Source organism: Paenibacillus plantarum (assembly GCF_013141695.1).
Classification (GTDB): domain Bacteria; phylum Bacillota; class Bacilli; order Paenibacillales; family NBRC-103111; genus Paenibacillus_E; species Paenibacillus_E plantarum.
Genome location: NZ_WHNY01000087.1, coordinates 14229 through 27211, shown reverse-complemented (window position 1 = coordinate 27211; position 12983 = coordinate 14229). Strand labels below are relative to the sequence as shown.

Below are 12983 nucleotides of genomic sequence, written 5' to 3'. Positions count from 1 at the left end.
TTATTCCTCCAATAATCATGGTTTGCTTCCTGATACCTCTATCCTACTATCTCCGGGACCATGCAACCATCGAAGTAACTTACAACTCCTTCGCGTTACCTTACAATTTTGTCATGATTATGCTACCATTTCTGATGAAGTGGTATAATCGGCTCATTCATCCCTTGAGGAGGTATCGACTGTCTGTGAAAATTATGATCGTGGAAGATGATAAAACGATACGCGATACGGTGGCTGAAGCCCTTGGCCGCTGGGGGTTTGAAACGATTATTATCGAACAATTTGACGCGGTGCTCACCGTGTATGTGAACGAAAATCCCCATCTCGTGCTGATGGATATTAATTTACCGGCGTACGACGGATTCTATTGGTGCCGCCAAATCAGGGAAGTTTCGAATGTCCCTATTCTCTTCCTCTCGTCTCGTAATACACCAATGGATATGGTCATGTCCATGAATATGGGTGGCGATGATTTTATCCAGAAGCCTTTCTATACTGACGTCCTCGTGGCCAAAATCAATGCCCTGCTGCGCAGAACCTACTCCTACATGGAGACATCGGCTAACGTGATGACCCATAATGGTGTCGTCCTGGATTTGAAAGATGGTGACATCGCTTGTGGGGATCAGAAAACAGAGCTTACCCGGAATGAATTCAAGATTCTCACCATTCTCATGCAGCATCAAGGCGCGATCGTCAGCCGAGAGCAGATGATGCGAGGCCTCTGGGAGGATGAAAGTTTCGTTGACGATAATACGTTAACCGTTAATATTACCCGCCTGCGCAAAAAGCTTGCTGAACTTGGACGCGATGATTTCATCACCACCAAGAAAGGGCAAGGGTATATGATCCCATGAGCTTTCTCTCCTATTTGAAGGATAAACGATATTTCATAGGGATGTATGCGGTAACGATGCTGTTCATTTCAATGATCATGCTTGTCAGTGTAAAAGGGCAGGCCGCCCTTAATAATATCACCTACACGAATACGGGCTGTTTTCTATTCGCTGCCTTGTATATAACGTTTGGCTATTTCTATCGGAAGTCCTTCTACAAGGAACTCAATGCGTTTCTTGGCAAAAACCAACATCAAGATTGGGCCATTGCGGCGATGCCCGAACCTCAAACCAACGAGCAAGAGCTCTATCTACAGCTGTTGACTCAGTTGTCTAAGGATCAAGCCAATGAAACGCATCTCCTGCAAGCGGAGATCCGTAACCACCAGGAGTTCATCCTCTCCTGGATCCATGAAGTGAAGCTGCCCATCGCAGCCAGCCGTCTCATTATGGAGAACCGCGCCGGCAAAACCGCGGAATACCTCGTAGACAAACTTGAGGACGAGCTTAGCAAGATCGATAGTTACGTCGAGCAAGCGCTCTATTACTCGCGAATCGACTCCTTCTCCAGAGATTATTTCATCTCGGAGTTGTCGTTAACGACCCTAGTGAAGGAGAGCATCAAGAAAGTAGCCAAACTGTTCATCACCAAACGGATACGTCCGGATATGGAGTCGCTGGCCCTGAGCGTGAACAGTGACAGCAAATGGCTGGGCTACATCGTGAACCAGATCGTGGCGAATGCTTTGACTTACACCGACAATGGTGGCAGCATCATCTTCCGTTCTGAGGAAACCGACTCCGAGAAACGACTCATCATCCAAGATACCGGGATAGGGATCGATGCCGCTGATCTAGGTCGCGTGTTCGATAAAGGTTTCACCGGGACAAATGGCCGAACACACAGCCGCTCTACCGGAATGGGACTCTACTTAGCCAAACAAATGGCGCTGAAACTGGGGCATGATCTGTCGATTACGGGAGCGGTTGGCGAGGGGACTACGGTCACCATTCACTTCTTGAAGATGCAGCATTATAATGATTTGCGTTGATGTTATAAACTGAAAAGCCTCCAACCTGATTGTCAGGTTGGAGGCTTATTGTCATCGGCCTCATATTGGCCACAGGAAAAGGGAACGTGAGTGCGCTAATTGGTCAATAACGAGGTGCTTAACGCGTGAAGGGGAACGTCAGTACACTATTTTGCCTTTACTACCTGTATTTCCTCCCAAAGTAGCAGAATAGCGCACCCTCGTTCCCCTTCGAAGCCAAACAGCTCATAAATCGTGAAATAGCGTATCCTCGATCCCTCTCTGGTTAGTTAACCCCATAAATGACCTACTAACTAGAAGAGACTATGGTGGGGAGGGTGACCCTCCTTCGCCTGAATCACATTTCTGTTGTATCTACAACAGAAAGACCGAGTTACATAGAACGAGAAGCCTCTACCTTAGCTGCTGGTTGTTCGTGCTTTTTCAACAGGGACAAGAAAATAACCACGATAGCCACGGCACCAATGATGCCTAACGTCCACATCGGACTGCTCAAATTCAAGTTCTGACGGAAGTAGAACAAATCACGAAGTCCTTCCGCCGAGAAACGAAGCGGCAGCCATGAGTACAGCCAGTCTTGACTAAATGTTGGTAATAATTCGACAGGCAGGGAAAGCACGGGTGCGCCGAAGAAGAACACGAGTACGAACAGCGGTACACCTTTTAAACCAAGCCAGCTAACAACGGCCGTTTGCAATAGGAAGAAGGCAAAACCGACAAAAGTAAGGAATAACCCCATCTCCCAATAACTTGGGATGGTTAAGCCCAACCATTTACCTGCTACAAGTAGAATACTGGCAGCAGAAGCCGCGGTGATGACGACACCACTAAGCAATTGGGACGCTTGAATACCAAAGCGATGCGCGCGCGAACCCGTTTGTGTTGCTTTGCCAGCGGCCATGAAGAGTAATAACGTTGTCACCATGGCTCCAAACCAAGCAAGCTGGGTTAATACAACAGGCGCGTTACCATTTGCGCTGTTCGTGCCAACAGCATTGATGTTCTTGCTTGTAACGACGATTGGTGAAGCGAACGCTTTGGTTTGGTCAACGGTGAGTGTGCCGCCTTTTTGACTAACTTGTGCTAATAGTTGCTCTCTTACTTGACCGTTAACGCCATTAAGGATCTGAGTCAACACGCCGTTCGCCATGGTTGCTGCGGTATTATTCATCCCTTGGTTTACATAAAGTGTTAAGGATGACGGCTGCGGCGCAGGGGATAATAAACTGGCTAGCTTATGGCTGAAATCTGCCGGAATAATGATCGCCGCGTAGGCTTGCTCTCGATCCATCGCATCGATGGCTTCTTGTTCACTTGCTACAGTCGTCCATTTGAGCGGAGATACGGTGTCAGCTTGTGCTGGGGCTGAGGTTATTTTCTCCTGAATTAGCTTACCGAAATTCATTTCTTGCCCGGTTGGAAGCTTCTCACCTGCATCCATTTGAACGAGCAGCACAGGCAGATTCTTAGGCGTTGGATTCACCGTCGAGCCGAGTTGCGCTATCCCTAATAGAAGAATAACAAGAAAAACAGCAATGATAGCTAAATACGGATGTTTCTGTTTAAAAAAGTGATTCATAGTATTACCCCCTTAGATTCATAATTTCATATATTTCATTCAACGTTGTGTGAACGAAATTACTAAAAAGAAAATCACTTTTTCCAAAGTGATACGGTGAAAGCGACCATTCTTTTCAAATAACTATTAATATCAGTCTCTATCATTTTCACTGCTGTAAATCGTCCGATAACCGCCATCATACCAACGGAAATAACTTGTTTGGCTGCTAAGCCAAAGTCCATCTCTCGGATTTCCCCAGCCTCAGCTCTTTTCGCCAATGCATCGGTTAACGCTTGGTGCCGCTGCAAAATCAGTTGCGTCATAAAGTTCTTATCCTCAGATAAGATATTATCCGAATCCCGCAGCATAATTTTCATAAAATCCGGATCCCCAACGAGGGTTTCCACCAATCTTGAGATAAACAGATATAACGCTTCTTCCAACGGCTGGCCTGGATGAATCCCTTTAATTAACCCATCCATAATCTCCATGCGTGCTCGCTGAGCCTCATGGAAAATGGTCTCAAAGATCTCCTGCTTGCCCCCAGGAAAATAGTGATACAACAAGCCATCTGTGATCCCGATATGCTTATTCATTGCGCGAATCGACGTCCCGTGAAAGCCATGCTCCGCAAACAGTTGCTTAGCACCAAGTAAGATTTGCTCCCGACGTTCGGCCGCCTGATGATCGCGGCTTGTTTTGGGCACTCTTTTCATACATGTAATCTCGCTCTCATTGTTTCGTTCAACGATCGTGTAATGAATTATAGACTACTTTTTTTGTAAAAGCAAGTGGTTGATGGCAGCAGTAGTAGTAGTGAGTTGAATTTGAAGCCCCGACAATTCGTAGCCGAGCATAGCTATCGTTCGAAATCTAGCTAACGATGATCCCGATTTCCAACGCTTTCTGGACTGCTTCTTCCTTGTTGCGTACTCCTAGCTTAATATAGGCCGAGGAGGCGTAGTTTCTGACCGTGCCGACCGATAAATACACCTTGGACGCTATCGTCTTGTACCCGAGCCCTTTGGCAACAAGCTGCAATATTTCTATTTCCCTGTAAGTCAGGTCATAGTCGTTAACGGCTTTCACTTGCGTTGATTCGACGCTCTTATCGAGCTTCTCGAATATTTTATGGGACATTCCCTGATCGATTAATGTGCCTCCTCTGTGAATAAGCCGGATCGTATCTGCCAGCTCTAACGGTTCGGTTGATTTCAGCAGGAAGCCGTCCGCACCGCTGCGCAGTAAGTCCAATGCTTGCTCCGCATCCTGGAAAGTCGTGAAAATCAATACGCAGATATGCGGCCATTGCTGCTTTATCATTTTGGTTGCCTCGGCTCCATTCATGCGTGGCATATCCAAATCCATTAGCACTACGTGTGGCTGGAGGCGTCCGCACAGCTCGACGGCTTGTTCGCCGTCCTCTGCCGAGCCGACTACGTTCAAGTCTTGGTACTTATCGAGCAGCATCTGCAGACTTTCCCGGATAAAAGGTTGGTCGTCGACGATCAACAACTGAATAAGGTCGTCCTCCATTTCCGCTTGTCGCGGCAACGAACAGGTAACAAGCGTACCGTCCCCTGGCTTCGTATAAACGGACACTTGACCTTGCAAATTCATGGCCCTCTCCTTCATCGCGTTCATGCCGAAGCCCTCCCGCCATTCTTCCATCCCTCTTCCATTGTCATACACCTCCAGCCTCGTATCTTGCTGCCCAAATTGCAAAGAAACAGTGATTTCCGTCGCCTGACCGTGACGAACCGCATTCGTAAGAGATTCTTGCAAGCAGCGAATGAACGCCATTATCGCTTGGCGGGATAGTTGATACTCGTCTCCGAATGCACGAAAGCTTACGTTGATCCGGGCATGCTCCTGAAATTCATCCCCAAGCTTTTGCAGAGACTGGACCAAGGATAGAGACTGCTGTGGCGAATCCATTTGATGCAAGTAGCCCCTCACTTCCTCTATACTTTTACGGCCCAACTCAAGCAAGGAATCCAGCCTCTGTATACCCGTTTCAGTAGCAAGCTCCGAGCGCAACGCTTCCATTCCCATGATGATGGAAGTATAAGCATGACCGACAGTATCGTGAAGCTCTCTCGACAGCCTGTTTCGTTCTTCTGCCAGCGTAATACGCTCGATTTGGGACATATATTGCTCAAGCACCGCATTTTGCTTGCGGATCGTTTCATTTTGCCGATGATTGACGATCAATAAATGAAAAGCGAATCCCATCACATAAGCAAATCCATAGTAGGTTACCATGAACCAATAGCTGTTAACTGGCGAAACAACATAAAAAATTCCGGGTATTACCAAGACTGCTGCCGGAGCCGTCCAATGATAAGACCGATGAGCGCTATTCGCTGCAATCAGAAAGGCTGATGCAAGAAATGAAGGGAAAGCTTCTGGAAACAACGAGGTTAAATGTATACACAGCCCACCAAATAGCAGTATTTCTGTGAATAAATAATATTTGTAGTTGAGCAGTAAGCAAACCCAGGGAATAGAGAAAGCGGCAATCTCCCAAAAAATAACGATCCAAAGAGACAGCACTAGACCTTCCTGAAATCTAATCGTCGTGAGTACGAGCGAAACGCTAATAATAAGGCGAATCCCCAGCATAATCCAATCATACCAAAACCACTGTTTGACCATATCCAACAAATCATTCAACCCCTAAGCAACTTTCTTTTTGTTTCCTATAGTATTATAGACCAAACCTTCGTGTGGTACATAACTGGCTGTTTACGCTACAGCATCTGCACAAAGGCCGGAAACAAAACAGCTATCGGTCTAGCTGCTGAATCATGGTGCGCGTATAACCTCCGATTGTTTTCGCCAACCGGTCACTTAACTTGACGCTTATTGCGGCAAGCACCGCTCCCAGACCCATGGTAAGGAGTGATTCAGTAAAAGTATCTACTTGCATGAAAATGACATTCAAATCGATGTATCGATACAAAAGTGGTGCCAACAGGAATGCAAGCGGTCCTAAATAGAGAACGGCTACGCTGACGAGACTGACGAGTCCGATCCCCAACTTCTGCATTAACCAAAAGACGGCGAACCAATTGCGGCGATCCGTAAGTTCTAATTTGGCATGAACCCAAACCGATGCATCCGTTGTTATTTTTTTGTTGTAAGGTGCCGTCGTAATATCTGTATAAATTTTCGTCTGCGTGCGTTCGAATTGGATGAAGGTTGTCGTAGTTCGCAATACGCGTGTAACTAGTGGAATGCCGATTACCGTAAATGAAAGACTTAAACTTAACGACAGAGCTACCATATAAAAGCAAAAGTAAAACAAGCCTGTAACGAAAGTTAATAATAAAAAATAACCATTTTGGATGAAACCTAATTTCATAAGGTTCATCGCTCCTCTCCGTGTATTGTATGGCTTGGCCATTTTCGGCATATGTCCAACCTGCTCAACCCCAGCAAAAAAAGTAAACGCCATAGTCGGAAACACTGTTCTGAAGTTGTTAATGCGATTTGACTACGTGTTTTCTATAGGTGAACCAGGGTGGTGGTTGCCTACTGCTCCATACTAACCGTACAGCTGTCATATCCACCAGTGACAACATGTCATCTTTACTTTGTGACATGTTGGCGCTGATCGGTTCGTTAGCGAGCACTGCTTGTCACATGAAATAGTGAAGATTTGTAACTAGCTTAAATGATACTAAGTTAGTGACAATTGGACTACTGAAGACGCCCCCATATGCTTGTGTGCAGAAAGAGACGTACTTCAAAAAAATCCATGAGGTGAATACAATGAACAAAAGAAGGAAAATTATTTACGGTGGAGTTTCCGTCATGCTAAGTGCATCAATTCTAACTGCAGGTTGCAGTACGAGAGCTGATAAGTCGGATCAAATAGGAACAACCCAACCAGTTGAGACAGCTCAAATATCTCAAAATAGTATTGCGAAATCACTTGAATCGCAGGCGAAGCAACTGAAGTCGTTAGATCCGAAACAACCATTGAATGATTTAAAACCGCTAAAAGACATGATAGGGAATGCAAATTATGTTGGTTTAGGAGAGGCCACTCACGGAAGCTCGGAGATTTTTATGATGAAGCATCGCCTCGTGAAGTATTTAGTCACTGAGCTGGGCTTTACTAATTTTGGGATTGAAGAGGATTGGGGTAACGGTTTAAAGCTGAACGAGTATATCCAAACGGGAAAAGGCGACCCTAGGGAGTTTTTGAAGCTGTTATACCCAACTGATGAGATCGTCGCAATGGTAGAATGGATGCGGGAATACAACTCTGATCCTGTAAATAAAAAGAAAATTCAATTCGTCGGACTAGACTTAAAAATGCTGGATCAAAGTGTCTTCGATAAAGTGATCAATTACGTTAAGGAGCATCATCCTGATTTACTGCCGGAAGTCGAGCAAAGCTACAAAGAGTTGTCATCGGTGGCAGGTAATCTACAGGAATATATGAAGCTGACTACTGAAGTGAAAGAAAAGCATATGGCTAATGCGCAAAAAATAGTCAAGCTACTTGAAGACAAAACTAAGTCGATTAAAGAGATTGATTCATACGAGCTAGTTTGGGTTAAAGAGACGACTAAGGTGATAGAGAATTTTACGAAGATGGTGATTCCGGCTGACTATCCGAGCATGGTGAAGCTGCATGATCAGTATCTAGCCGAGCATGCAGTTTGGGCTCAAGAAAAGCTTGGCGGCAAAACGATGGTTTGGGGGCACAATATTCACATAGCTAAAGGTGTTATCACTGAGAAGATGTATCCTAAAGTCGCCGGGGAGTTTCTGAAAGAACGTGTTGGCAATCAATATGTAGCAATTGGCTCCACCACCACGGAAGGCAAATTTACAGCATTCAGTGAAGATAAGATTGCAGCGGATACCATTCAGAAGAACGTGAGCAGTTCCAATCATATGTTTGGACAAGTTCATTACGATCAGTTCCTGTTAGATCTTCGAAAATTGAATGGAGATGCGCAGCAATGGGTAAAAGAAAAGCAGCCATTCTTGGATGGCATTGCAGTGATCATTCCTAACGAACCGCAATATTATGATGTTTCCCTTCAAGAGCAATTCGACATTATCTTTCATATTCAAAAAACAAGCCCTTCGCATATCAAGTAATATGAAATAAAAAAGACGACCCATTAACTTATTACCAGGATTAGGGTTATTCGAGCGACTTTCTTGTCGCTATTATGTATTGTAGTGATATGCTTGTCGTAAAAGGAACGACATGAATATCACTACAACCATATAAAACCTTGATGATTTATCGGGGTTCTTAGTAGGCATTTTCATGTCATTAGATTAGAAATAAGACCTCAGCATGTATATGCACAGGTCAAAAATTAGACCAAGTTCATTTTTCCATCTTCCATTCGATATACTCTGTTGCAATATTCAAGCATCCGCTCATCATGGGTAACCATGATCGCCGCTTTCTGACGCGACTTAACCTCATGGGCGATGAGGCTGACCACTTCATGTGCCCGTTTGGTGTCCAAGCTTGCTGTCGGCTCATCGGCCAAAATGACGTTAGGATTGTTAATTAAAGAGCGAGCGATGGCAGTACGCTGTTTCTCCCCCCCGGAGAGTTCTTCGGGAAAGCTCTTTAGCTTCGCACCAAGCCCCAGCTCTTCAAGTAACTTAATGGCGAATTTTTTATCCTCCGCAGTAACCTTCCCAGACATCTTCTTCACTAAAAGCAATTGATCAAGTACGTTTAAATAGGGAACCAAGTTCGATGACTGCATAATAAACCCGATTTCCCTCAACCTAATGTTAGACAATTCTTTATCAGAAAGTTTAGAAATATTATGCCCATTCAAGTTGACTTCTCCTTCGGAAGCTTTGAGTAGTGCTCCCGCAATGGATAAAAAGGTACTCTTACCAGACCCCGATGGTCCGACGACAGCCACAAACTCACCCGGCACAACGGAGATAGAGACATGATCGAGTGCAGCAACCCGATTGCTGCCTTCGGAATAATACTTTGTGATATTACTAAGCTGTAATCCTTTATTCATTATTCGACCCTCCCGAGCGCCATCAGCGGATCTATTTTAATAATTCTGCGAACCGAAACTAATGAACTGAGCAATGCAATAACAAGAAGGATAATCGAATATCCAATGACTAGATTCGTTTCAAGCTTGAATGGCATAGCCTTTGGCATAATGGCAGCTGTCCCGTAAGTGAGCAAAATACCAATAATAATACTGGTCAACGACAACACAAATACTTGGGATATGATCGCTTTGCTCAAGAATCCGTTCCTTGCACCGATCGCTTTCATAATGCCGAATTGGTTGGTCTTCTGTATGGTAATCACATAGAAAAATACGCCAAGAACGAATGCGGAGATCGCCAAGAGAAAAGCTAGCATCATCAGAATTGAGCCGTTCTCTTCTTTATAACCTGGCATCCCTTGCACAGCTCCCGCACGAGTAACTGTATCCGTATTCGATAGCTTACTATTAATTAAGCTTGGATCAATATTAGTTCCTTGAAGCATAATAGCGTTCACAGGATCCGCAATTCCTTTATTGGAGCCGGGTGCTGCGAAGGCAATTTTACGCCATTCAGATATGGGTGTAAACACGGCTGAAACGTGATTGTAGGTTTGATTTTCGACAAATCCGATAATAGTTAACGACTCTGTAGATCCGTCTAATTGAAAAATATCTCCAAGTTTAAACCCCTTATCCTTCATTGTCACATTCGCAACGACATTCTTCGGGTTATCAGATGATAAAGGATTCCCCTCGATGATGGTTGGCTCCAAGAAGCTTCCAGGGATGATACCAATAATGGCGATGTCGACTTTGTCTTCATTTTTGTTGCTTTGACTCTTAAGCGCTGTTGCCATCGAACTACCCATAGGTGAAGCAGCAGTTACATTTGGTAATTTCTCTACATCAGCCACCAAATGATCAGGAAGTAGTGATTTACTCATTGAAGACTGCGCCCCTTGTTGGAAGACGACATAATCTGCCTGCATGTTCTTGAATACGGATGCCGCAAGCGTCGATAATCCATTACCCAAGCCAGATAGGATGAACACCAACCAGGCGATCAGCACGAAAATGATCACGATCATTGAAAACCTCATTTTACTATGCATTAACTCTTTCATAGCCAAAAACATTCTATTTCCAACTCCTTATCCATATATATTTGACACTTGTGTCATATTCGATAAAACAAGCTTTGTGTCATTAGCATTAAATCACATAACTGACACTTGTGTCATATTCGATGTAACAACCTTTGTGTCATTAGCAATTAAACCACATAACTGACACTTGTGTCAAAAATTAATTCAGACTACTTTTACTAGCTCCTAGAGCCCCCGATCCATATTTGAAACAAGAGATTGCTCCATTGCTGCGCAGGGAGATTCATCATATTCGGGGTATTAAGCAGGTTAAAAAAAGTACTAATAAGGACAGGGAGTGGGATATCAGTTCTTAGGCTTTTCTCCTTTTGAGCCCGTTCAAACAAGCGTGTTAGTTGAACTTTGAGAATGGAATGCGCTTGCTCAACGAATAAAAGATCATTAAGAGCCTTATCATGTTCTGTCTTAATTTTATGAGCATCTCCAAGGATTTGATGAAGATTAGATTCTTCTATATAAATGTCAAGTAACTGCTGTAGAGCTGCCAAAGTGTCCGTCTCATCAACTGATGAAGCATTTGTTAATACGTTAGAAATCACTCGCTTCATACAAGCTGCGACTATTTCTTCTTTATTGGCGTAGTATTGGTAAATCGTGCTTCTGGCTCCAGGCAAATGCTGTGAGAGCAGTTTGAGATGAAATCCGTCGTAACCATATTCAAGTATTAATCTTTTTGTCATGTCAAGCAACTCTGTTTCAGTAAAAGATTGTTTTCTTCCCAAGCTGATTCGTCTCCTTTCCCGTCATGTAAGAATCATTTTATCAAAAAAATAGTAAAAGTAGCAATGGATTGCTTAGCTTATATTTTCGAAAAAATGTTGATGGAACTTTGGGATTTTCACGTTCTAATAAAACGACATGAAAATCCGTACAAATGAAAAAGAACCTTGATTTATCAAGGTTCTTAATAGGTACTTTCATGTCGTTAGGCTAGTCACTCATTTCACAGCATTCAATATTTGCTTATATTCCTTCGCGTGGTAAGGTCCGCCTTCTTTCATAACGGTCCACAACGGATCTATGTCTTCTTTCATCGACAGCATCATGTCATCGTGCCATTCATTAAGCAAATAGACAGCTTTCATGTGGATATCGCTTCTTTCTTCAACAAGATTGTACTGTTCGTAGGGATCATTGTCCAAATCAAACAGCATATCTTTGGGAAACCCGTGATAACCGTCGTGATACGTTCGGATATACAGCCAATTCTCAAATCTGACGCTTCGCTGGCAGACATGTGCGCACTGGGATACAACCAAGTATGGCCTTCCTGTATGTGTACCTTCCGTAATACTTTCCGCATAGCTCAAGCCATCCCAAGACTCAGGTTTCTCCGTATCAAGCAAGCTTGCCAATGTAGGGGCGAGATCAAGTTGATAATGGAGACCCTCGTCTACATTTCCTTTAAGGCCACCTGGCCAGCGGAAAATCATTGGAATTCGGCAGGTCCCCTGATCCGCTGTTCCGTGCTCGGAGTAAATGCCTAACTCCCCCATATTCTCCCCATGATCCGCACTAACTATTATCGCTGTATCCTCCAATACACCCAGCTGATCAAGCATGTGCAGCACCTGCCCGATATGTTCATCCATATAGCGAATTGCGCAATCATAATTATCAATTATGGTCCTTAAATCATTATGCTCCTCAATCGTTTGGTTATGCCTTGGATGTCTGAAATAATGCGACTTGGCAAGCTTATTCATATCTTCAATACTGTGCTGCCCATTTTTGAGCTTGTGCTGTTGAAACACCTCTTCTGTGATCCATGCCGGCATGGGGTCGTCAACAAAAGGATTGCCTACGTGGTCTGGCGTTCTATAAGGGGTGTGCGGATCCCAGAAATTCAGATGTAAGAACCAGTCATCCGTCTTCGCATTATCCTCCAACCATTTAAGCGCAACAGGCAGTACTTTATCAGCGGATTCTCCACCTTTATCCCCCACATTGAAAACTTCATTGAACCCTGCATTAAACGTCCACACGGAATGTCTTTCTGCGAAGGTACTGATCGATGCCGTTTTCATGCCAATCTTGCGCAATACGCCAGGAAGGCTCTCCGACGCTAACCGATCGCTGAAACCCCGCTCCATTCCTTCGCGTCTCATATCCGCAGCTGTCCCACCATGTCCGACAACGCCTGTATGGATGCCGAATTTGCCAGACATTAAAGCTGTTCTGGATGGCATACACGGCGCATCCGAGCAGTAATAGTTGTTAAATCTAACACCCTCGGCTGCGATACGATCAATATTCGGAGAGGTCGCACGATGGTAACCATAACAGCCGAGATGATCGGGACGCAAAGAATCTAAATCCAAATAGAGGATTCTCATAAATTATGTAACCAGCCT

At 44.4% G+C, this 12983-nt stretch carries 11 protein-coding genes; 3 read left to right on the top strand and 8 right to left on the bottom strand.

What is annotated here, in order from left to right; translation table 11 throughout:
* Window positions 1–185: 185 nt before the first annotated feature.
* Together GC096_RS34680 and GC096_RS34675 are read left to right on the top strand one after the other, a co-directional pair.
* Window positions 186–857: a response regulator transcription factor gene (locus GC096_RS34680; protein WP_312886411.1), complete on the top strand. Its 672-nt coding sequence runs from the start codon at window positions 186–188 to the stop codon at window positions 855–857.
* Window positions 854–1888 (top strand): sensor histidine kinase, encoded by a 1035-nt coding sequence (locus GC096_RS34675; protein WP_171637120.1) that lies wholly within the window; start codon window positions 854–856, stop codon window positions 1886–1888. Before GC096_RS34680 ends, GC096_RS34675 begins: the two co-directional genes overlap by 4 nt.
* Window positions 1889–2261: 373 nt before the next feature.
* Here GC096_RS34675 and GC096_RS34670 read toward each other — a convergent pair whose 3' ends face one another.
* The 4 genes from GC096_RS34670 to GC096_RS34655 all read right to left on the bottom strand — a co-directional run bounded on the left by GC096_RS34670 (window position 2262) and on the right by GC096_RS34655 (window position 6816).
* Window positions 2262–3467 carry a YhgE/Pip domain-containing protein gene (locus tag GC096_RS34670; protein ID WP_171637118.1) on the bottom strand — a complete coding sequence of 402 codons (1206 nt, stop codon included), beginning with the start codon at window positions 3465–3467 and terminating at the stop codon, window positions 2262–2264.
* Window positions 3468–3541: 74 nt separating this feature from the next.
* Complete coding sequence (locus GC096_RS34665) at window positions 3542–4165, bottom strand: TetR/AcrR family transcriptional regulator (RefSeq protein WP_171637116.1); 624 nt, start codon at window positions 4163–4165, stop codon at window positions 3542–3544.
* A 157-nt stretch (window positions 4166–4322) separates the two neighbouring features.
* Entirely contained in the window at window positions 4323–6116 is a 1794-nt protein-coding gene (locus tag GC096_RS34660) for a helix-turn-helix transcriptional regulator (RefSeq protein ID WP_171637114.1), read from the bottom strand.
* Between the two features lie 121 nt (window positions 6117–6237).
* Window positions 6238–6816 (bottom strand): sensor domain-containing protein, encoded by a 579-nt coding sequence (locus GC096_RS34655; RefSeq protein ID WP_171637112.1) that lies wholly within the window; start codon window positions 6814–6816, stop codon window positions 6238–6240.
* 410 nt (window positions 6817–7226) lie between these two features.
* Here GC096_RS34655 and GC096_RS34650 point away from each other — a divergent pair, with 410 nt between their 5' ends.
* Window positions 7227–8573, top strand: coding sequence for an erythromycin esterase family protein (locus GC096_RS34650; RefSeq protein ID WP_246303186.1), 1347 nt, complete (start codon window positions 7227–7229; stop codon window positions 8571–8573).
* Window positions 8574–8800: 227 nt separating this feature from the next.
* On the opposite strand, the gene GC096_RS34645 is transcribed toward GC096_RS34650, so the two are convergent.
* The 4 genes from GC096_RS34645 to GC096_RS34630 all read right to left on the bottom strand — a co-directional run bounded on the left by GC096_RS34645 (window position 8801) and on the right by GC096_RS34630 (window position 12965).
* Window positions 8801–9478 carry an ABC transporter ATP-binding protein gene (locus GC096_RS34645; RefSeq protein ID WP_171637110.1) on the bottom strand — a complete coding sequence of 226 codons (678 nt, stop codon included), beginning with the start codon at window positions 9476–9478 and terminating at the stop codon, window positions 8801–8803.
* The gene (locus tag GC096_RS34640) at window positions 9478–10599 is read right to left on the bottom strand and encodes an ABC transporter permease (RefSeq protein ID WP_171637108.1); all 1122 of its coding nucleotides are present in this window, start codon (window positions 10597–10599) and stop codon (window positions 9478–9480) included. Before GC096_RS34640 ends, GC096_RS34645 begins: the two co-directional genes overlap by 1 nt.
* 188 nt (window positions 10600–10787) lie before the next feature.
* Window positions 10788–11351 carry a TetR/AcrR family transcriptional regulator gene (locus tag GC096_RS34635; RefSeq protein ID WP_171637106.1) on the bottom strand — a complete coding sequence of 188 codons (564 nt, stop codon included), beginning with the start codon at window positions 11349–11351 and terminating at the stop codon, window positions 10788–10790.
* Between the two features lie 216 nt (window positions 11352–11567).
* Complete coding sequence (locus GC096_RS34630; RefSeq protein WP_171637104.1) at window positions 11568–12965, bottom strand: sulfatase family protein; 1398 nt, start codon at window positions 12963–12965, stop codon at window positions 11568–11570.
* Window positions 12966–12983: the final 18 nt, after the last annotated feature.